Below are 21,239 nucleotides of genomic sequence, written 5' to 3' on the forward strand. Positions count from 1 at the left end.
TTTGCTCTAGCTGAATTTTGAGGTGGGAGTTTTACTGATCGTTAATGCGGGATAAAGTATCACTTTATATTGTGGGGAGGTTAAAAGTGTGAAGGGGAAAGATTTTCACACGAATATATATGGGTTACGTAGGATTATTACTTTCAGGTGCAGCTTTATTTTTAAATAGTCTTGTCATATTAGGCAAAGTAGAGATGAAAAGTGCAGGTGTCTTTAATTTATTTGTGGGGGCATTACAAATTATCATTCCGTTCTATTTGATTATGATTTCTGATCAAAGTAATTGGACGGTATATTCATATGCAGCTACTTTTTTATTTGGTTTAACTTATTTATATGTAGGTGTTACTTTTATTAAAGGAATGGATAGTAGTGGACTAGGCTGGTTCTGTATTTGGGTAGCAATTATTGCTTTATTCTATATGATTGTTTCATTTGTTCAATTCCACGATGTTGTTAATGCGTTAACATGGTTTATGTGGGCATTACTTTGGTATTTATTCTTTGTATTAAATGCACAAAAAAAGAATATCAATCAATATCTTGGCAGAATTGCCTTTGTACAATCATGGGTAACATTGACGTTGCCTTCACTCTTTTATTTTATGGGAGTATGGGGCGAGGGATTCATATATGAACTATGGGTTTATGTATCAGTAATTTCTATTTTATATTGCTGCTATTGTATTTTTAAATATCGAGTACGTTAATGTATCGTGTGTAGAAAAAACATGGAATCGTTAAACTGATTCCATGTTTTTTTATTTTAGCGTTTATAATAATAGAGGTAGTATTTTACAATTTGTGAAAACGGGGATGATGAAGGTGAAAAAAGTATTGGTGCTAGGGGGAACAAGATTTTTTGGTAAACATTTAGTAGAAGTACTGTTGCAAGCTGGACATGATGTAACGATTGCGACGAGGGGAGTTACTGAAGATTCCTTTGGAAGTGCAGTAAAAAGACTGATTGTAGATAGAGAAGATGAGAGGCCACTAGAAGAGCGTTTTGAAGGTGAAAGTTATGATATCGTATACGATAATTTATGCTATAGCTCGAATGCGGCGAAGATAATATGTGAAGTGCTAAAAGGAAAAACGAAGAAATACATTATGACATCTTCAATGGCTGTCTATGAGCCTGCGCTAGGCCTGTTAGAAGAAAATTTCAATCCGTACGAGTATACAATTACGTATGGAGGTAGGAATGATTTCAATTATAGTGAAGGTAAGCGATTAGCTGAAGCAGTTTTATTTCAACATGCAACATTTCCAGTTGTCGCAGTGCGTTTTCCAGTTGTTATTGGAGAAAACGATTATACGAAAAGATTACAATTTTACGTTGAACATGTTGTGAAACAAGAGTCTATCGTTGTGGATCATGTAGATGGAGAGTTGTCATTTATACATGAAAAGGAAGCAGGACAGTTTTTAGCTTGGTGCGGGATGGAAAACATAGAAGGGCCAATTAATGCTTGTAGTAACGGGGTGGTTTCTACCAGAGAAGTTATTCGTTTCATAGAAGAGAATACCGGGATAAAAGCGCTCATTCAAGAAGTAGGAGATAATATAGCTCCTTATAATGGAGTGATTAATTGTACGTTACATAATGGAAAGGCTCGTGAATTAGGATTCCCGTTCCGAGAGTTGAAATTAGAGACGGAAAAAGTTTTACGTTATTACATAAATACAATGAAATAATCATAAATCCCCCGGTGGCAATCCGGGGGATTCTGGAGGATTTCGACAATACTAATTTTACATTACCAAATTTACCTTATACGCACGACTAATGTATTTGTGATTGAATTGCTTGTAAATACTTTTCATTTACCCGGTCCCAGTTCACCGTATGCCACCAGTTGGTAACAAATTCTGGACGCCGATTTTGATACTTTAAATAATAGGCGTGTTCCCATACATCGATGACGAGTAATGGAATTTTACCTTCTTGCAAAGGTGTATCTTGATTGGGTGTACTCATAACGGAAAGTTCCTCACCGTCCAGAACAAGCCATCCATAGCCACTTCCAAAACGACTAATAGCTGCTTTGGAAAGTTGATCTTTTAAGTTGTCAAAGGTATTGAAATAATAATCAATTACTTTTGCAACGTCTCCATTAGGCTCACCGCCACCTCGCGGGCTCATTAATTCCCAAAAAAGACTATGACAATAATGTCCACCACCGTTATTTCGGACAGCTGTAACAATTTCTTTTGGTAAAGTTTCTAAATTACATAGTAACTCTTCTAAAGATTTATTATGTAATTCCGTATAGTTTTCTAAAGCAGCATTCAAGTTATTTACGTATGTCGCATGGTGCTTTCCATGATGAATAGAAAGCGTGTTGCTATCGATATATGGCTCTAGTTCATCATAGTCATATGAAAGCTTTGGCAATTGAAATGAAGACATAACATTCCCTCCTTTCTTATTAAAAAGTTGGTCTAGGTAAAAATAATTTACCTGAGTCAAAAATACATCTATTTTTTATACAAGTCAATAGTAATCTCTTTAATTTTCTGAAAAATATTACAATAAAAGTAACACTTCGACTTTCATTTGTGACTCTTATTCTTTTTGCTTATACTGTAAAGTAGTAACGTTTTGTTGAAATAGAAGGAGATCGTTTATGAGTAAAACGAAACAATTAATAGAGGAAGCTAGTCATTTTATTACGGTTTGCTATAAAGAGCTTAATAAAGAACAATTCATAGAAGAGAGAATAAAAGAAATTCAAGTTGAGATAGAGAAGACGGGGACGTATGAGCATACATTTGAAGAACTTGTTCATGGATCACGAATGGCATGGCGCAATAGTAATCGATGCATCGGAAGACTATTTTGGAGTAAGATGCACATATTAGATGCACGTGAAGTAAATGATGAGGAAGGTGTATACAATGCATTAATTCATCATATTAAATATGCAACGAACGATGGGAAAGTTAAACCGACAATTACAATTTTTAAGCAATATCAAGGTGAAGAAAATAATATACGAATTTATAATCACCAATTGATTCGGTATGCAGGATATAAAACAGAAATGGGAGTGATTGGTGACTCTCATTCCACTGCGTTTACAGATTTTTGTCAGGAACTTGGCTGGCAAGGAGAAGGTACGAATTTCGATGTATTGCCACTTGTGTTTTCTATAAACGGGAAGGCACCTATATATATAGAAATTCCGAGAGAAGAAGTAAAAGAAGTGCCAATTGAACACCCAGAATACCCGATTTCGTCACTTGGAGCAAAATGGTATGGGGTTCCAATGATTTCAGATATGTGCTTAGAAATTGGCGGTATTTCTTATACGGCAGCCCCGTTCAATGGATGGTATATGGGAACGGAGATTGGGGCTCGTAACTTAGCGGATCATGATCGCTATAATTTACTTCCGGCTGTTGCGGAGATGATGAAGCTCGATACATCGAGAAACGGTACGTTATGGAAAGACAAGGCGCTAATTGAATTAAACGTGGCTGTTTTACATTCTTTTAAAAAACAAGGAGTTAGTATTGTGGATCACCATACAGCTGCACAACAATTTCAACAATTTGAGAAGCAGGAAGCGGCATGTGGACGGGTTGTAACTGGTAATTGGGTGTGGCTCATACCACCGTTGTCGCCAGCTACCACTCATATTTATCATAAACCGTATCCAAATGAAATTTTGAAGCCGAATTTCTTTCATAAATAATAGCTAGTATAGTTTTTTTTTCTGCAAAATATAATTTTTTTTAATTACTGTTACGTAGCAAATGGAAGCCTTTACTATCGGTTATTTTTGGAAAGGACTTTTTGAACCAAGGAGTTCCTTATGTTATAATCAAATTTCTGTTTCGAAGACCTTATAGAAATATAAGGTCTTTTGTTTTGCTTTTTTATGTAATAGGAATAGAAATTTTCTTTTAAATAAGGGATTTAGCATATTTTTAGGGACAACATAAGTGTGTAGGAAATTGATGAATTATTATGCTTATATAATCATTGTGTTTTGGGTGTAAACAAGAAAACATAATAAAGTTGTTTTTTTAGATTGCTGAGGAAGGAGGAAGTGTAAATGAGGATGAAGAGTCGAAAAACGGATTGGCCTGTATTTCTTATTAGTGGTGGCTCACTTTTATTATTTGTAATTGCAGTTATTTTAAATAAAAGTTACGTAGAGGGAGCCATTAATAGCAGTTTTACAGCTTCAATTAAATATTTTGGTGCCTTTTGGCAGGTTTTATTAATTGGTACATTTGTTGTTGCAATGTGTATGGCGTTTTCAAAATATGGGAGAGTTAAACTTGGGGGGCTAGAAAAACCTGAGATTAGTACGACAAAATGGCTCGCTATTATTATGTCTACATTACTTGCTGGAGGTGGCGTTTTTTGGGCAGCCGCAGAGCCGATGTACCATTTGATGACGGTGCCACCAATACATGAAGGTATAACTGCTGGAACGAAAGAAGCGGTAATGCCTGCTTTAGCACAAAGTTATATGCACTGGGGTTTCCTGGCTTGGACGATTTTAGGTACAATTAGTGCGGTAGTTATGATGTACGGGCATTATCATAAAGATATGCCTTTAAAACCTCGAACGCTTTTATATCCTATTTTTGGAGAGAAATTGCGAAAGAGTTGGCTTGGAACAATGATCGATGTATTTGCCATTATTGCGGTAGCTGCAGGGACGATTGGTCCAATCGGATTTTTAGGACTACAAGCAAGTTATGGGTTACAAGCATTGTTTAACATTCCTGATGTGTTTACTACTCAATTAGCCATTATTGTTTGTGTAGTAGCTGTTTCTACTATATCTGCGGTAACAGGAATTGATAAAGGGATTCAAATTATAAGTAATTTAAATGTTAGATTAGCAGTTCTATTAATGGTATTTGTATTAATATTTGGACCAGGTGGATTTATTATCGATTCATTTGTTTCTTCGTTTGGATTTTATATAAATGAATTTATTCCAATGAGCACATATCGTGGTGATACAGCTTGGTTAGGATCGTGGACAATCTTTTTCTGGGGATGGTTTATTGGATATGGACCGATGATGGCAATTTTAGTGAGCCGAATTTCAAGAGGAAGAACAATCCGAGAAATCATCGTTGCAATTGGAATTATTGCACCTATTATTACAACGTTTTGGTTTACTATACTAGGGGGATCAGGTGTGTTTTATGAGTTAATGAATCCTGGTTCTATCTCGACCGCATTAAGTGAATCTGGTATGCCAGCGGCTATGATTGCAATTACAGAGCAACTGCCACTATCTAATATTATTGGACCTGCATTTCTTTTATTAACAATTTTATTTGTAGTGACAACAGGAGATTCAATGGCTTATTCGATTTCAATGGCAGTGACTGGAGATGGAGATCCTAGAATTAGTTTGCGAGTTTTTTGGTCGCTTATTATGGGCGCAGTTGCGGCGATTCTTTTATATATGGGTGAGGGAAGTATTAACGCCTTACAATCCTTCATTGTAGTGACGGCTGTTCCGGTATCTATTCTGTTATTCCCAATGCTATGGCTAGCGCCTAAAGTCGCAGGGGAATTAGCGTTAAAACAAGGTATTGTAAAAGAAGAAGATAAAACTAGCTTCTTGTTCCAAAAAGCTAGTAAATCAAAATAAATAATTGTATTTATATAAGAAGAGGAAGCATTTCATTTGAGATGCTTCCTCTTTGCTATTTATCCAAATACTTTTCCTGAGGGGACAGTATTTGGATAAACATTTCGTACAGTTTCAATCTATTCTAATACTTTATCTTTCGTCTCTGGGACACATAATAGCATTGTAACTAAACCGATTGGATAGATAATGAAGATGAGAGATAATGCTCCCATTAAATTACCACCTGCAGCAAGTAAGCCGATAATAACAGGTCCAAATCCAGCTAATCCACGTCCTGTACCGAAAATAAAGTTCTCTGCTGTCGAGCGAGCTTCAGCAGGATAGTTTTCAGCTAAAACTGCTCCGAATCCCCCCATCATGCCATTGGCAAAGAATCCAAGCAGTGCACTTCCCCATAACAATGATGTTGAGTCTGTGAATAAGAAGAAGTAAATGAGACAGTATATAGTACCACCGACATAATAGATTGTAAAAGTTTTACGGCGGCCAATTTTATCGGCTAGAATACCAAAAGTTGCAATTCCAATTAGCATGCCGATTGTAGAGATGAACATCCAACCGCTCGCTTTTGCTAATGTGTAGTTATATTTATTCGCTAAAATAGTTGGCATCCATGTGAAAATTCCATAATATCCGAAGTTCTGGATGAATGACATAATAATAAGACCAATTGTTGTTATCGTTACTTTTTTATTGGCAAATAACTTTCGAAGTGGGAACTTTTTCATTTGCTTTAGTTGTTCTGCCTCAGTAGTTGTTAAATTACCTTTAGCTTCTTTTTGTAACAATTCTTTTTTGTATCGTTGTTTTTGTTCCCATATTTTCGGTTCACTTAAACTTTTGCGGACGTAAACAGCTAGTAGAGCGGGAATGAGTCCAAATAAGAAAACAGCTCTCCATCCAAAATGCGGGACGATAAATGCCGGAAGGAGTGAAGCGACTAGTACGCCAAATTGCCATCCAAGTGCAACAACGGATGTCGCCTTAGCGCGCATTTCTTTAGACCATGTTTCAGTTACGATGGCCATCCCAATCCCGAATTCACCACCAACTCCCATTCCAACTAAAAAGCGAAGAATTAATAATTGCCAATAATCTGTTGCGAAATAAATAAGTGCTGTTGCTAGTGAGAATAGTAAGATTGTGAAGGCCATCGTACGGATACGCCCAAATAAATCAGCAATAAATCCAAATAAATAAGACCCGATTAGCATTCCTATTGTGGTAGCTAATGTTAAGTTTCCACCTTCAACAGGGCTTAAATGAAATTCTTTTAAAATGTAGACGAGTACGAAAGATAAGAGCAACATGTCTAAACCTTCTGCTGCATATCCTAGCGCAGAACCAAACAATGTTTTATATCTTTTCTCTTTCGTCTCCTCTGTTGTTGATTGTACATCAGTAGTGACGTTCATCATTAATCCTCCTTATTTTCTTCTACAGTCGCTATGGAAGAATAACAAAAGGCCTTCTCACCTGATATGATGAGAAGGCCAAAAAAGCATACGTATCCCTAAAAAAGACCATACGTATAGTATATTCCGACTTCCTTCTCAACCTCACGGGGTTGGGTTAAAGGACTGTATTATATTACTTTATTTTTAGCACTCTTCTGTTAGATTGTCAAATAAAGAGGGGATAGTTATGTGTAAAATATTTCAAAAAACATTTCATTCTCCTTGACGCACGCTTCATTATTTTCCCATAATAAAAATAACTCATATAAAAAGGAATGAATCACAGATGCTAAATTTAGTACTTATGATGATTGAACGCGTCGGGCTTATTGTTATTTTAGGATTTTTACTCTCTCATATTAAAACGTTCCGGCGTCTTCTTCATAAGCAAGACGGATATGTAGATAAGTTTAAGCTTATTTGTATTTTTTCAGTGTTTACAATTGTAAGCAATTACACAGGGATTGAAATAGCAGGAAATACTATTATGAATGAAAATTGGTTACAAGGTGTTTCATCATCCAGCACAATTGCGAATACACGAATCATGGGTGTTGGAATTAGTGGATTGCTTGGCGGTCCTATCGTCGGAATTGGAGTAGGTTCTATTGCGGGTATTCATCGTTATATGCTTGGTGGGACGACGGCAGTAAGTTGTGCAATTTCATCAATTTTGGCTGGGATTATAACAGGTTATATTGGATACATTTTCAAAAAATATAACCGTACTATTACTCCTAAATTTTCTGCGATTTTAAGTGTTTTTATCGTTACTTTAGAAATGCTTATGATTCTATTAATTATAGAAGATGGACTTAGTGTTGTGAAAACAATTGCGCTACCGATGATTCTTGTAAATAGTTTTGGCAGTTTCATTTTACTTTCGATGATACTAGCTATTTTACGACAAGAAGAAAACGCAAAAGCTTTGCAAACGCATAAAGTATTACGAATTGCTGATAAGACGTTACCATATTTCCGCCAAGGGCTAACAGAAGAGTCTTGTAAACATGTGGCACAAATTATTCACCGCTTTACGGGAACAGATGCGGTATCCTTAACAGATACAGAGGAAATCTTAGCTCACGTTGGATTAGCATCAGATCATCATATTCCTTCACACAGTTTAATAACAGGTTTATCAAAAGAAGTATTAAAAACAGGGAAAATAATGAAGGCAAAATCACGTGAGATTATTAATTGTCAACATGAAGGGTGTCCATTACAAGCGGCAGTTGTTATTCCATTAACTTCACATGGAAATACGATAGGAACATTAAAACTTTATTTTAAAAACCCTAATCAATTAAGTCGTGTTGAAGAAGAGTTAGCGGAAGGGCTAGCGAAAATATTCTCCACACAGCTTGAGTTAGGTGAAGCTGAGTTACAAAGTAAGTTATTGCAAGATGCCGAAATAAAAGCGTTGCAAGCACAAATCAATCCGCATTTTTTATTTAATGCAATTAATACAGTATCAGCTTTATGCCGAACAGATGTAGAGAAAGCGAGAAAATTATTATTGCAGCTTAGCGTTTATTTTCGTTGTAATTTGCAAGGGGCACGACAATTACTTATTCCATTAGAACAAGAGTTGAATCATGTACATGCATATTTATCGTTAGAGCAAGCGAGGTTTCCGAATAAGTATGAAGTGAAGATGTACATTGAAGAGGCACTAAAGGTGACTTTAGTTCCACCATTTGTGCTTCAGCTATTAGTTGAAAATGCATTGCGCCATGCTTTTCCGAAAAAGCAGCCAGTGTGCCAAGTCGAGGTACATGTGTTTGAAAAAGAAGGGATGGTTCACTTTGAAGTAAAGGATAATGGACAAGGGATTGAGAGTGAACGTCTAGAGCAATTAGGAAAAATGGTAGTTCCATCAAAGAAAGGGACGGGAACAGCCTTATATAATATTAATGAACGACTTATCGGGTTATTTGGGAAAGAGACAATGCTTCAAATTGAAAGTGAATTAGAGCAAGGGACAAAGATCCTCTTTGTGATTCCGAAAAAAGTAGAGGAGGAAAAACGGAGTGTTAAAAGTATTAGTAGTTGATGATGAAATGTTAGCACGGGATGAATTGAAATATTTATTAGAGAAAACAAAAGAAGTAGAGATAATTGGTGAGGCGGATTGTGTAGAGGATGCATTAGAAGAATTAATGAAAAACAAACCAGATATTGTTTTTCTAGATATTCAGTTATCTGATGATAATGGATTTGAAATCGCAAATATATTAAAGAAAATGAAAAATCCACCTTCAATTGTGTTTGCTACTGCCTATGATCAATATGCATTGCAAGCATTTGAAGTAGATGCGTTAGACTACATTTTAAAGCCATTTGATGAAGAACGTATCGTACAGACATTAAAGAAATATAAAAAACAAAAGCAAATAAAGTTAGAAACAAAGCAAGATGTAAAGAGTGTAGATGTAACGGCCGAGATGCATAAATTAGCATTACCAATTGAGGAATCAATTGTACTTGCTAACATTGAAGATATTATTTATGTAGGGCTTGTAGATGGGAAAGTAACTGTAAAAACAATGAAAGAAACATATGTAACACATGATACGCTTGTCATTTTGGAAAAGAAATTACCACAAACAATTTTTATGCGTGTTCATCGTAGTTTCGTTGCTAATATTAATCATATTTCTGAGATACAGCCGTGGTTTAATTCGACTTATAACTTAATTATGAAAGAGGGATCCAAAGTCCCGGTTAGCCGTACATATGCAAAAGAACTTAAAAAGCTGCTTCGTATTTAAGAAGCAGCTTTTTGTATTTCGTCTGCCTATTTTTGTAACTAATTTTGTATATTTGACGTTCTGTTATGTAAACGCTTACAGTTTTGGTTTTATCTTATACAATAAAGGTACCAAATCGAAAGAGGTGGCCAAAATGAGTACGAAAAAAGTATATAGTTTCTTATCACAAGCATTCATATTTTCAGTTATTATGTTAGTTTCTAATATTATTGCAACGCATTTACCAATTCCGATGCCTTCATCGGTAATCGGATTAGTTATTTTATTTAGCCTATTATGTTTAAAAGTTATTAAATTGGAACAAGTTGAATCACTCGGAACGGCTTTAACAGGTATTATCGGATTCCTTTTCGTTCCATCAGGTATTTCGGTTATTAATTCTCTCGGTGTAATGGGACAATATTTTGTACAAATTTTAACTGTAATTGTTGTCGCAACAATTATTTTACTCGCTGTAACAGGATTATTTGCACAATTTATTTTAGGAAAAGACGATAAAGAAATAGAAGATATGAAAGAATTGAAAGTAGTAAATAAAGGACGTAAGCACGGAAAAGTTGCGTAACCAATTTAGTATATATTGTTAGGAGGGAATGAACATGGCAAGCACAATGACTCCATATTTCGGAATCGTCGTTTCATTAATCGCATACGGAATCGGAACATTATTATTTAAGCATTCAAAAGGATTCTTCTTATTCACACCATTATTCGTAGCGATGGTATTAGGGATTGTCTTTCTAAAAGTAGGTAACTTTACTTTTGAAGAATATAATACTGGCGGAAAAATGATTAGCTTCTTCTTAGAACCAGCAACAATCGCGTTTGCAATTCCATTATATAAACAAGTTGATAAGTTAAAAAAATATTGGTGGCAAATTTTATCGGCTATCGTGGTTGGATCTATTTGTTCAGTGGTTGTTGTGTTCATTGTCGCAAAAGCAATTGGTCTAGATACAGCTGTAATGAACTCAATGTTACCACAAGCAGCAACAACAGCAATTGCATTACCAATCTCTGAAAGTATCGGTGGTATTCCAGCAATTACATCATTTGCAGTTATTTTTAATGCTGTTATCGTATACGCATTAGGAGCTTTATTCTTAAAAACATTTAGAGTTAAACATCCGATTGCTAAAGGTTTAGCGCTTGGAACAGCAGGACATGCGTTAGGGGTTGCAGTAGGTATCGAAATGGGTGAAGTAGAAGCAGCTATGGCCAGTATCGCTGTGACAGTGGTTGGTGTCGTAACAGTGGTGGTTATTCCAATGTTCATGCCGTTTATTGGATGATAAAACTTACTAAAAAAAATATAAAAGCAAGTTATTTGTAGGACGGATTTCTACTGATAGCTTGCTTTTTATGTTACAGTAGTGGTAAGACCTATTGAAGGATAAAAGTTTCCTTAAATCTTCATTAATACTACGTATAATGCGTTCTGAAATAGGTCATTGTATTGTAAAATAAGAAGTAACATAATATATAGCACAATTAACGGGTGGTTAGGGTTGAATATAAATTGCTCGCAATGGCTTTAATATTAAAGGATAATTATAAGTAGAGAATAGAGAGAGATCTACTTGTTAACGTTTTACTTTATAGGACAGGAGAGAGTACTCGTCGATTATGCAAATAAAAAACCTGTTTCAAAGCAAAGGATTTCAGAGGTTAATCGTATTAGTATTACTTGCTCTCATATTGTATGGGATGCAAAGTATGTTAAATTTAATTTTAATTACGTTTATGTTGACGTATTTAATGGATCGATTCCAAAAGTTTATTTCTCGTAAATTAGATCATTTCATGCCAATTAATCGAAAAATTATTATAGCGCTTTTATATGTAATGTTAGTGGCAGGAATTGCCATTACGCTATTTAAATATTTACCGGTATTAACAATACAAATTTCACAATTGATTTATCAATTTAATGTATTTTTAAGAAATCCACCTGATAGTGAATTAATTAAGTATGCAGTTAATGCTGTTAATCATATGGAGCTTTCTAAATATGTGGGGCAAGGCGTAGACATTTTGTATAAATCTATTACGAATGTTGGGAAATTTGGCCTTCAAGTTTTACTTTCTGTAATTTTAAGCTTATTTTTCTTACTTGAAAAAGCACGTATCGTTGCTTTTACTTCGAAATTTAAAGAAAGCCGACTTGCAATTTTCTATAACGAAATAGAGTATTTCGGAAAGAAATTTGCACGTTCATTCGGAAAAGTAATCGAAGCACAATTTTTAATTGCAATTGTTAACTGTGTTTTATCTGTTATTGCATTATGGATATTAGGATTCCCGCAATTACTAGGTTTAGCGTTAATGATTTTCTTGCTTGGTTTAATTCCAGTGGCGGGTGTTATTATCTCGTTATTCCCACTCTGTATGATTGCTTACAATATTGGCGGTATTATGTATGTCGTTTATATTGTAGTTATCGTAACAGTAATTCATGCACTTGAGAGCTATGTATTAAATCCGAAGTTTATGTCACAAAAAACAAACTTACCAATCTTCTACACATTTATGGTATTAATTTTCTCTGAGCATTTCTTAGGTGTGTGGGGACTTATTATCGGTATTCCAATCTTCATTTTCTTATTAGATGTCTTAGATGTGACAAGTGATGAAATGGAGAAGGACGTTGAAAAAAAATAAAGTGAAGTAAAGAAAAAGCATCGATGTTCGATGCTTTTTCTTTTATAACATGACGTTCCTTATGCCATACTGTAAGGAGAAGATAGAATAGGGGTGAAATAATGGCTGTAAATGAAAAGATAGAGTTAGCTACGTTTGCCGGAGGGTGTTTCTGGTGTATGGTTTCGCCATTTGAAGAGATGGAAGGGATTATACAGGTTGTTTCAGGCTATACAGGTGGCCATAAAGAGGATCCAACGTATAAAGAAGTGTGCTCGGAAACAACTGGGCATTATGAAGCAGTACAAATTACATTTGATGCAAATAAAATGCCGTATGAAGAGTTGTTAAATATATATTGGAGACAAATTGACCCGACTGATATAGGGGGACAATTCCACGACCGTGGACAGTCTTATGAAACGGTGATTTTTTATCATAATGAAGAACAACATAAAAAGGCAGAGGCTTCAAAAGAAGAGCTCGAGAAAAGTGGGCATTTTTCGAAGCCAATTGCGACAAAAATATTGCCAGCTGCTACGTTTTATCCAGCTGAAGAATATCACCAAGGATATTATAAGAAGAATACATTTCGCTATGAGTTATATCGTAAAGGCTCAGGTCGAGATGCTTTTATTAAACAACATTGGCCAAAGAATAATGCTCATTTAAAAGAAAGATTAAATGAGATGCAGTTTTATGTAACACAGGAAAATGGGACAGAACCGCCTTTCCAAAATGAGTATTGGAATCATAAAGAAGAAGGGCTTTATGTAGATATTGTTTCGGGGGAACCATTATTTACTTCTTTCGATAAGTTCGATAGCGGCTGTGGATGGCCGAGTTTTACGAAACCAGTTATGTCAGCTAGTGTGAAAGAAAAAATGGATGTTAGCCATAATATGACGCGTACGGAAGTGAGAAGTAAAGAGGGAGATTCACATCTTGGGCATGTATTTCCAGACGGCCCAGGACAAAACGGCCTTCGTTATTGTATTAATTCGGCAGCGCTACGCTTTATTCAAAAAGAAGATTTAGAAAAAGAAGGATATGGTGATTTCCTAATCTTGTTTGGGAATAAAAAATAACCTCGCAGTCAGCGAGGTTATTTTTTTATTTTACTTTTTTCTTTTTAAATTTGCTTAATGCTTCATAAACGATTGGAACAATAAGAAGTGTTAATAACGTTGAACTTGTTAATCCACCAATTACTGTTACGCCAAGTCCTTTAGAAATTAAGCCGCTACCTTCAAACCCTAATGCAAGCGGGATAAGAGCCCCGATTGTTGCAATTGCAGTCATTAAGATAGGACGCAGGCGTGTTGTACCAGCTTCTAATAATGCTTCACGTGTTGATAGGCCGTCATTTTCTTTATGAATAACACGGTCAATGAGCACGATTGCGTTCGTTACAACGATACCAATTAGCATAAGAGCCCCAATCATCGCAGATACGCTTAACGTTTCGCCAGAGATTAATAAGGCAACGAGTGCACCAATGATTGTGAATGGTAGCGAGAATAAAATTGCGAATGGTGCAAGGGCACCGCCAAATGTAACAACAAGAACGAAGTATACAATGGCAATCGCAGCTAACATCGCTAAGCCAAGTTGTTTGAATGATTCTTGAATATCTTGTGTAACACCACCCATAGAAACATCTATACCAGAAGGAAGATCCATTTTATCTACTTCTTTTTGAACAGCGGCAGATGCTTTTGAAACGTCATCAGATGTTAGTTTTGCACTAACTTCCGCATAAACACGGCCATCACGATGTGTTACTGTGTTAGAAGTTTCATCTTCTTTTACAGTCATAACATCTTTAACAGCAACTTCATTACCAAGTGGTGTTGTAATTTTACGATTTGTTAAGTCATCGATCGTTTCATAGTTTTGTTTTTCAGTTTCTACATATACATTTATATCTTTATTATCTTTTTTAATTGTTGTAAGAACAGGGCGATCATGTTGATTAGAAAGTCCCATTCCAATTTGAGCAGCAGTTAGCCCCATTTTACTTAACTTTTCTTGATCAGCGACTAAAGTATATTCTGCATATGTTTTTGCAACACTAGAGTCTATGTCTTTTAAATCTTTATTTTTCTTCATGATATTTTGAATGTCTTTCACGACAGGCTTAATTTCTTCAGAGCTATCTCCATAAACGTATAGCATAATTTCGTTACTACCGCCACCTGCTCCGAAATCTTGGTTTTTCCATTCACCTTTTCCAGACATCTTTTGTAAATCTTTAACGACTTGTTCTTTCTCTTTTTCAAAGTTTTTCGTATCGTTATCATATTGAACGAAGAACATCGCTTGATTTGTTTGACCAGGGCTCATTGGGTTTTCGCCGCCTAATGAGAATTGAATCGTTTTGACGTCTTTTTTATCTTGGAAATGCTTTTCAGCTTTCGTTGCAATTTTTTCAACGTCGTCTAACGTTTGACCTGGCTCAGGTTTGTACGTTGCGATAATCATTTTTTCTTCTTCAGATGGTAAGAAGCTGACACCGATGATTGGTACAAGTGCAAGGCTGCCTACTAATAGGAGGACTGTGATACTTGATGTAATAATTTTATGGTTTAACGCCCATTCAAGTATACGTTTATAGCCGTTTGCTAATTTGCTTGGTTTTTCCTCATGATGTACTTCTTTTTCTCTCATGCTTTCCTTCTTAAATAAGGAATGTGCTAGCATCGGCACAATTGTAACTGCCACAAGTAAGGAAGCAAGTAGGGCAAAAACAATTGTTAAAGCAAATGGTAAGAACATTTCACCAATCATACCTTTTACAAGTCCAAGAGGTAAGAATACAGCGATTGTTACAATTGTAGAAGACATAATCGGGATAAACATTTCTTTCGTAGCTTCACGAATTAAATCTTTCCCACGTAATTTCTCTTCTGATAAAGACATACGTCGGTAAATATTTTCAATAACAACAATTGAGTCATCAACAACGCGTCCAATAGCAACTGTCATTGCTCCAAGTGTCATAATGTTAAGGGTAATATCCATTTGTTTTATTACTAAAACTGCAATTAATAAAGAAAGTGGTATAGAAACGACAGAGATTAGTGTTGTTCGAATGTTTCGCAGGAACAACATAATAATAACAATCGCAAAGATAGCACCGAAAATAGCTTTGCTAAGCATTGTTTCGACTGATTTTTCAATAGGCGCACCTTGATCGAATGTTGAAATAATCTCTAAGTCTTTATATTTTTTCTCAAGGTCTTTTACTTTATCTTTAACTGCATTTACAACATCAACTGTATTCGCATCAGCAGCCTTCACAATTTGAATACCGATTGCTTCTTTTCCATTCGTTCGAGAAATGGATTCTGCTTTTCCAACTTCTTTAATATCAGCAATCTCTTCTAATGTAACCGTTGGTATGCCGTTCATAGCAGCCGGATTCATCTGTGGTGCTTGTGTTCCAGCACCAGCGTTTTGGCTACCTTGACCATTCGGTGATGAAGGGATAGCTGGAATTTTTAATTCTTTTAATGCTTTAATTGTTGTAATGTTACCATCGACAACAACTGATTTTTCCGTATCTTTAAATGTATATAAGCCAAGTGGTAACGATACGTCCGAACCTTTAATCATATTTTTTACAGTATCTTCACTTAAACCTAATTCTTTCATCTTATCTTTTTTGAAGACAAGCTGTACTTCGTCTACTTGTTGACCTGCGATTTGAACAGATGCGACACCATCAAGTCCTTTTAATCCAGGAACAACATTTTTTTCTACATTTTCTGTTAAGGCAGCTAAAGATTCATTTTTACTCGCTACGCTTAATGAAATAACAGGAAAGGCATTAAAGTTTACTCGTGAGACTTTCGGGTCTTTCACACCTTCTGGCAGTTTCACGTTTGCGAGCGATTCTTTAATTTCCGTTTCGGCTTTTTCCATATTTTTATCAAAATCATATTCTACCTGAATAGAAGATGCGTTTTGATAAGATGATGAACTAACAACGTTTACACCGCTTAAATTTTGGAGTTGCTCTTCCATTGGTTTTGAAATTTTATCAGCTACTTCTTCTGGTGTAGCACCAGGATAAACCGTGGTTACTGTTACAATCGGTGTTGTAATATCAGGAATTGTCTCCAGCTTCATATTGAGTCCAGAATAAATACCCGCAATAGTAACAATAATGGTTAGTAGCCAAACTGCGAACTTATTTTTTAACGTGAAATTGATGATTTTGTTCATGTTTGCGCTCCCTTTTTATTATATTGACCAATCGGTCAGTCTAATACATAATATAACTGACTGATTGGTCAGTCGTCAATGAAAAGGGATGGTATAATAAAGTGAAACTGTAAGTAGTCGGTTTCCTATTCCTTAATGATTATTGATTTTGACAGATGGAAAGGCTTCTATATAAACCATTTGCTCCATTAAATTTTAGGGAAGAAGTCTTATTTTCTGTTAATGTGGAATGAAATCAAGTTTGAATTTACATAAGATGCGAGATTAAGTCTAGGAGAGAAGATATGAAAGAAAAAGAGCGTTTAATTATAGAATCGGCTATGAAGTTATTTGCGACTAAGGGTGTCAATGCGACATCAGTACAAGAAATTGTGACAGCTTGTGGCATATCTAAGGGGGCTTTTTATTTATATTTTAAATCGAAAGATGAGTTGTTATTAGCGACACTTCGATATTATTATGACAAAATCCAAAAGAAAATGCTGGATATTGATAGAGAATCTTTATTGCCACGTGAAAAATTTGAAAAACAATTGTGTTGCCAGTTTACAGATGTACAGAAGCATAAGGAATTTATTATTATGCATGCGAGAGAAAATGCTATTCCATTTAATAAAGAAGTAGAAGAATTTATGATGCGGATGAAATTAGAGTCTCATGCATTTTATCGAAATAGCTTACTGTCCATTTATGGTGAAAAGGTTATTCCATACTTGTTAGATCTAGTAATTATGGTGGAAGGGATATGCCGTGGGTATTTAGAATTAATTATTTTAAATGCGCCAGAAATTGATTTGTCCTATGTCTCAGCTTTTATTTTAAAAAGGATAGACAATTTAGTAGAGGGGCTTCTAGAATCTTCAGAGGAACCTGTTCTACATGAAGAGAGACTTGGAGAATTTCTTTGCAGTTCCGAGCTTATTAAGGAACAGGTGAAGGAACATTTTTTAAGTGAAATTATTGTATTTAAACGAACATTAGCCGATCAATTAGAAAATGATGAGTTACTTGTGACTTTAGATGTTTTAGAAGCAGAAATGAGATTGCCAAATCCAAGAATTCCAGTCATTAGAGGTATGCTTGCTAATTTAGCGGTATATCCTAGTTTAAATGAGTTTCGATTGAGGCTTACGGCATACTATAATATAAAAAATCCTTGCATATAGAACGCAAGGATTTTCTATTATAATTAAGAATTATTTTGTGACCACTCTTCAACATTCCAAGTTTTTGTTATCCAGCCTTCATAAAATTCTGGTTCGTGACATACAAGAAGGATTGTCCCTTTATATGCTTTCAGAGCTTTTTGAAGTTCTTCCTTTGCTGTAACATCAAGATGGTTTGTTGGCTCATCGAATAGGATCCAGTTACTTTCTTCACCCATTAGCTTACATAAACGAACTTTTGCTTGTTCACCACCACTTAATTGATTTAGCGGGCGAGAGATATGCTCATTTTTTAATCCGCATTTTGCTAACATTGCACGAATTTGATGTTGGTCCATGCTAGGGAATGTGTTCCAAACATCATCAATTGGTGTTATATTATCCGCTTTTACTTCTTGCTCAAAGTATGCAGGCTCTAAGAAGTCACCAAGACTCGTTTTACCGCTTAAAGGTTTAATTTTTCCTAAAATTGTTTTTAGTAATGTTGATTTACCGACACCATTACATCCAACGATAGCAATTTTTTCACCGCGTTCAATTGTCATTGTTAGTTTTGGTAGTAATGGGTGTGTATATCCGATTTCTACATTTTCACCTTCAAAGACGAAACGGCTACTTGCACGACATTCTTTAAATGAGAATTCTGGCTTAATTGCTGTTTCAGGACGATCAATACGCTCCATGCGATCAAGTTGTTTTTGACGACTTTTTGCACGACCTGTCGTTGAATAACGAGCTTTGTTCTTTGCAATAAAGTCTTCCTGCTTTTTAATAAACTCTTTCTGTTTTTCATAAGCATTTATATGTTGATTTTTATTAATTTCGGCTAACTCTAGGAATTTTTCGTATGTCGCTGTATAGCGCGTCATTTTTGTAAATTCTAGATGGAAAATAACATCAACGCATTTGTTCATAAATTCCGTATCATGAGAAATTAATAAGAATGCATGTGGATATTCTTTTAAATAATTAGTTAACCAATGAATATGTTCAACGTCTAAATAGTTAGTAGGCTCATCGAGTAATAACACTTCTGGTTGCTCAAGTAATAGCTTTGCAAGTAATACTTTTGTACGTTGTCCACCACTTAGTGCTGAAACATCACGATCTAAACCGATTGCATCAATTCCAAGACCTCTTGCTGCCTCTTCGATTTTCATATCTAGTAAATAGAAACCACCTGCTTCGAGAGCATCTTGGATTTCTGCCATCTGCTCAAGAAGGTCCTCTAATTCTTCCGGTGTTGCCGTTCCCATTTTTTCTGCAACTTCATTTAAAGCTTTTTCTTTTTCAAATAAAGGTAAAAACGCGTCAGCTAATACATCACGAATTGTGCGACCAGGTGTTAAAATTGTATGCTGGTCTAAGTAACTGTAATTTGTACCAGGTGTCCATTCTACACGGCCTTCATCATGGATAAGTTGACCAGTAATAATATTCATAAATGTTGATTTACCAACACCGTTTGCACCGACTAATCCGACATGTTCTCCTGCTAGTAAACGCATGGATACATCTTTAAATAATGTGCGATCGCCAAATGTATGGCCTAGTTTTTCTACTGTTAATAAGCTCATAGTATCCTCCGTCCAACTTGAAATAGTACCTTGAATCATGATACTAAATTATTGAGTATAATGCTATCCTTTCAAAATGTATCTTTTTGTAAGAAACTAATTGTATTTTTTTAGGAAAAGGTTATAATATTAATTGAACAGTGGTCAATTAAATTGTGAGGTATGAAAAATGTCGCCAAGAAGGGCAGTTAAACAAGAATTAACGAGAGAAATGATTATGAATGTAGCAAGAGACTTATTTATAAAATTAGGTTATCAGCATACTTCAATGCGCAAAATTGCAACAGAACTAGGATATAGCCATGGTGCCATCTATTATCATTTTAAAAATAAAGCAGAGCTTTTCTATGCGATGGTAGAGCAAGATTTTCAATTGCTAAATCAAAAATTAGATGAGATTAATGATCAAAATTTACCACAAGAGGAACAATTGAAAGCTGTTTTATTTGGTTTTATTGAATTTGGTTTGCAAAATCAAAGTCATTATGAAATCATGTTTTTAATTAGAGATGATGAGTTAAAAGAATGTTTAGCAGATGGCCCAAATGTTAGTTACGAAAAATTTGCTACTGTTGTATCTTCTTTGTGTAATGAGAAGGTAAATGTAATGACAATATGGTCTGTTTTTCTATCATTACATGGGTTTGTGGCACACTATTGTGGGAATGATCAAACATTTGAAGAAGTAAAAGGATTAGCTAAAGTACACGTGGAGTTTATTTCAAAATCACTTCTTATGTAAGTGATTTTCTTTTTAATATTAATTGAACAGCGGTTAATTAATTTAGGGGGGATATATAATGAAAAAAGCTTTAGTGCTAGGAGCATCTGGATCAATGGGGTATGCAATTGTAAAAGAATTATGTAGCAGAGGAATTCATGTAGTGGCCTTTGCGAGGAATAAAGAGAAATTAGAGATATTATTTTCTGGAGAAGAAAATGTGAAAGTTGTAGCGGGAGATGTATTTATACAGGAGGATATAATGGAAGCTGCGAAAGGCGTTGATATTATATTTCATGCTGTAAACATTCCATATTCAGATTGGGAGAAGAAGCAACCAAAATTATTAAAAAATATATTAGAAGTAGCAATGTATTACGACAGTAAGTTAGGGATAGTTGATAATATTTATGCGTATGGGAGGCAAGGGGAAGAACTTGTAGTGGAAGAAGTTAAAAAGGCACCACATACGAAGAAAGGGAAAATTCGGTTACAGCTAGAAATGATGGCAAAACAAGCTCGTGTAAAAATGTTTATTGCTCACTTTCCAGATTTCTATGGTCCGAATGCAGAAAGTACGCTTGTTCATCATACTTTAAAAGGTGTACTTGCAAATAAGTTATCAAGCTTTGTTGGAGATAAAAAGATTGCTCGTGAATATATTTTCACACCAGACGGTGCAAAAGCAATGGTTGAATTAGCTTTACGTGATGAGGCCTATGGACAAAATTGGAACATACCGGGTTGTGGTGTCATTACAGGTGAAGAGATGATTCAACATATACAAGAATTAACGGGATATACAAAAACAGTAATGACAGTAAAAAAAGGTATGATAAATTTAATCGGACTATTTGATAAGCAGATGAAAGAATTTGTGGAAATGCTATATTTGACAGAAAATCCTGTTGTATTAAGCGGAGAGAAATATGAGAGGTATATTGGGAATATACCAAAAACTTCTTATTATAATGGGCTAAAAGAAACGATTATATCTATGCAACATAAAGGTGTGTAAATATTAGTATAAAAAAAGTT

At 35.1% G+C, this 21,239-nt stretch carries 17 protein-coding genes and 1 pseudogene; 14 read left to right on the plus strand and 4 right to left on the minus strand.

The window, feature by feature from the left end; translation table 11 throughout:
• Nucleotides 1–119: 119 nt before the first annotated feature.
• Both JFU18_RS15880 and JFU18_RS15885 read left to right on the plus strand, forming a co-directional pair.
• A complete protein-coding gene (locus JFU18_RS15880) occupies nt 120–710 on the plus strand; it encodes an AmiS/UreI family transporter (protein ID WP_002068662.1) in 591 nt (196 codons plus the stop codon).
• Between the two features lie 43 nt (nt 711–753).
• Entirely contained in the window at nt 754–1,698 is a 945-nt protein-coding gene (locus tag JFU18_RS15885) for an NAD-dependent epimerase/dehydratase family protein (protein WP_201032219.1), read from the plus strand.
• An 88-nt stretch (nt 1,699–1,786) separates the two neighbouring features.
• On the opposite strand, the gene sodA is transcribed toward JFU18_RS15885, so the two are convergent.
• On the minus strand, nt 1,787–2,413 hold the full coding sequence (gene sodA / locus JFU18_RS15890) for a superoxide dismutase [Mn] (protein WP_201032218.1): 627 nt from the start codon (nt 2,411–2,413) through the stop codon (nt 1,787–1,789).
• Nucleotides 2,414–2,630: 217 nt separating this feature from the next.
• On the opposite strand from sodA, the gene JFU18_RS15895 reads away from it, so the two are divergent.
• Nucleotides 2,631–3,701: a nitric oxide synthase oxygenase gene (locus tag JFU18_RS15895; protein ID WP_201032217.1), complete on the plus strand. Its 1,071-nt coding sequence runs from the start codon at nt 2,631–2,633 to the stop codon at nt 3,699–3,701.
• Nucleotides 3,702–4,064: 363 nt separating this feature from the next.
• Nucleotides 4,065–5,633 carry a BCCT family transporter gene (locus JFU18_RS15900; RefSeq protein WP_201032216.1) on the plus strand — a complete coding sequence of 523 codons (1,569 nt, stop codon included), beginning with the start codon at nt 4,065–4,067 and terminating at the stop codon, nt 5,631–5,633.
• A gap of 119 nt (nt 5,634–5,752) precedes the next feature.
• Here the strand turns inward: JFU18_RS15900 and JFU18_RS15905 are convergent, their stop codons facing one another.
• The gene (locus JFU18_RS15905) at nt 5,753–7,051 is read right to left on the minus strand and encodes an MFS transporter (RefSeq protein WP_002089901.1); all 1,299 of its coding nucleotides are present in this window, start codon (nt 7,049–7,051) and stop codon (nt 5,753–5,755) included.
• A gap of 328 nt (nt 7,052–7,379) precedes the next feature.
• Between JFU18_RS15905 and lytS the strand changes: the two genes are divergently transcribed.
• The 7 genes and pseudogenes from lytS to msrB all read left to right on the plus strand — a co-directional run bounded on the left by lytS (nt 7,380) and on the right by msrB (nt 13,595).
• On the plus strand, nt 7,380–9,149 hold the full coding sequence (gene lytS / locus JFU18_RS15910; RefSeq protein WP_002089899.1) for a two-component system sensor histidine kinase LytS: 1,770 nt from the start codon (nt 7,380–7,382) through the stop codon (nt 9,147–9,149).
• Nucleotides 9,127–9,867, plus strand: coding sequence for a LytR/AlgR family response regulator transcription factor (locus JFU18_RS15915; protein ID WP_201034569.1), 741 nt, complete (start codon nt 9,127–9,129; stop codon nt 9,865–9,867). The genes lytS and JFU18_RS15915 overlap by 23 nt, the downstream gene beginning before the upstream one ends.
• A gap of 133 nt (nt 9,868–10,000) precedes the next feature.
• Nucleotides 10,001–10,432, plus strand: a complete 432-nt coding sequence (gene lrgA / locus JFU18_RS15920) for an antiholin-like murein hydrolase modulator LrgA (protein ID WP_201032213.1) — start codon at nt 10,001–10,003, stop codon at nt 10,430–10,432.
• Nucleotides 10,433–10,466: 34 nt separating this feature from the next.
• Nucleotides 10,467–11,159 carry an antiholin-like protein LrgB gene (lrgB, locus tag JFU18_RS15925; protein WP_000168872.1) on the plus strand — a complete coding sequence of 231 codons (693 nt, stop codon included), beginning with the start codon at nt 10,467–10,469 and terminating at the stop codon, nt 11,157–11,159.
• A gap of 334 nt (nt 11,160–11,493) precedes the next feature.
• Entirely contained in the window at nt 11,494–12,528 is a 1,035-nt protein-coding gene (locus JFU18_RS15930; RefSeq protein ID WP_002068682.1) for an AI-2E family transporter, read from the plus strand.
• 101 nt (nt 12,529–12,629) lie between these two features.
• Nucleotides 12,630–13,097 (plus strand): annotated as a pseudogene (gene msrA, locus JFU18_RS30520) (peptide-methionine (S)-S-oxide reductase MsrA); the annotation flags it as partial.
• 45 nt (nt 13,098–13,142) lie between these two features.
• Nucleotides 13,143–13,595, plus strand: coding sequence for a peptide-methionine (R)-S-oxide reductase MsrB (gene msrB, locus JFU18_RS30525; protein ID WP_370458379.1), 453 nt, complete (start codon nt 13,143–13,145; stop codon nt 13,593–13,595).
• A gap of 25 nt (nt 13,596–13,620) precedes the next feature.
• On the opposite strand, the gene JFU18_RS15940 is transcribed toward msrB, so the two are convergent.
• On the minus strand, nt 13,621–16,737 hold the full coding sequence (locus tag JFU18_RS15940; protein WP_085312900.1) for an efflux RND transporter permease subunit: 3,117 nt from the start codon (nt 16,735–16,737) through the stop codon (nt 13,621–13,623).
• Between the two features lie 284 nt (nt 16,738–17,021).
• Here JFU18_RS15940 and JFU18_RS15945 point away from each other — a divergent pair, with 284 nt between their 5' ends.
• Entirely contained in the window at nt 17,022–17,903 is an 882-nt protein-coding gene (locus tag JFU18_RS15945) for a TetR/AcrR family transcriptional regulator (protein WP_085312899.1), read from the plus strand.
• Nucleotides 17,904–17,926: 23 nt separating this feature from the next.
• Here the strand turns inward: JFU18_RS15945 and JFU18_RS15950 are convergent, their stop codons facing one another.
• Nucleotides 17,927–19,480 carry an ABC-F family ATP-binding cassette domain-containing protein gene (locus JFU18_RS15950; RefSeq protein WP_002138941.1) on the minus strand — a complete coding sequence of 518 codons (1,554 nt, stop codon included), beginning with the start codon at nt 19,478–19,480 and terminating at the stop codon, nt 17,927–17,929.
• A 169-nt stretch (nt 19,481–19,649) separates the two neighbouring features.
• Here JFU18_RS15950 and JFU18_RS15955 point away from each other — a divergent pair, with 169 nt between their 5' ends.
• The gene (locus tag JFU18_RS15955; protein WP_002130146.1) at nt 19,650–20,222 is read left to right on the plus strand and encodes a TetR/AcrR family transcriptional regulator; all 573 of its coding nucleotides are present in this window, start codon (nt 19,650–19,652) and stop codon (nt 20,220–20,222) included.
• 58 nt (nt 20,223–20,280) lie between these two features.
• The gene (locus tag JFU18_RS15960) at nt 20,281–21,219 is read left to right on the plus strand and encodes an SDR family NAD(P)-dependent oxidoreductase (protein WP_201032211.1); all 939 of its coding nucleotides are present in this window, start codon (nt 20,281–20,283) and stop codon (nt 21,217–21,219) included.
• The last annotated feature ends 20 nt before the right edge of the window (nt 21,220–21,239 follow it).

This window comes from Bacillus sp. TH22 (assembly GCF_016651015.1).
Taxonomy (GTDB): domain Bacteria; phylum Bacillota; class Bacilli; order Bacillales; family Bacillaceae_G; genus Bacillus_A; species Bacillus_A mycoides.

Coding starts and splice junctions, on each gene's coding strand:
- JFU18_RS15880 (WP_002068662.1), top strand. CDS start 120: ATGGGTTACGTAGGATTATTACTTTCAGGTGCAGCTTTATTTTTAAAT.
- JFU18_RS15885 (WP_201032219.1), top strand. CDS start 754: ATGTTTTTTTATTTTAGCGTTTATAATAATAGAGGTAGTATTTTACAA.
- sodA (WP_201032218.1), bottom strand. CDS start 2,413: ATGTCTTCATTTCAATTGCCAAAGCTTTCATATGACTATGATGAACTA.
- JFU18_RS15895 (WP_201032217.1), top strand. CDS start 2,631: ATGAGTAAAACGAAACAATTAATAGAGGAAGCTAGTCATTTTATTACG.
- JFU18_RS15900 (WP_201032216.1), top strand. CDS start 4,065: ATGAGGATGAAGAGTCGAAAAACGGATTGGCCTGTATTTCTTATTAGT.
- JFU18_RS15905 (WP_002089901.1), bottom strand. CDS start 7,051: ATGAACGTCACTACTGATGTACAATCAACAACAGAGGAGACGAAAGAG.
- lytS (WP_002089899.1), top strand. CDS start 7,380: ATGCTAAATTTAGTACTTATGATGATTGAACGCGTCGGGCTTATTGTT.
- lrgA (WP_201032213.1), top strand. CDS start 10,001: ATGAGTACGAAAAAAGTATATAGTTTCTTATCACAAGCATTCATATTT.
- lrgB (WP_000168872.1), top strand. CDS start 10,467: ATGGCAAGCACAATGACTCCATATTTCGGAATCGTCGTTTCATTAATC.
- JFU18_RS15930 (WP_002068682.1), top strand. CDS start 11,494: ATGCAAATAAAAAACCTGTTTCAAAGCAAAGGATTTCAGAGGTTAATC.
- JFU18_RS15940 (WP_085312900.1), bottom strand. CDS start 16,737: ATGAACAAAATCATCAATTTCACGTTAAAAAATAAGTTCGCAGTTTGG.
- JFU18_RS15945 (WP_085312899.1), top strand. CDS start 17,022: ATGAAAGAAAAAGAGCGTTTAATTATAGAATCGGCTATGAAGTTATTT.
- JFU18_RS15950 (WP_002138941.1), bottom strand. CDS start 19,480: ATGAGCTTATTAACAGTAGAAAAACTAGGCCATACATTTGGCGATCGC.
- JFU18_RS15955 (WP_002130146.1), top strand. CDS start 19,650: ATGTCGCCAAGAAGGGCAGTTAAACAAGAATTAACGAGAGAAATGATT.
- JFU18_RS15960 (WP_201032211.1), top strand. CDS start 20,281: ATGAAAAAAGCTTTAGTGCTAGGAGCATCTGGATCAATGGGGTATGCA.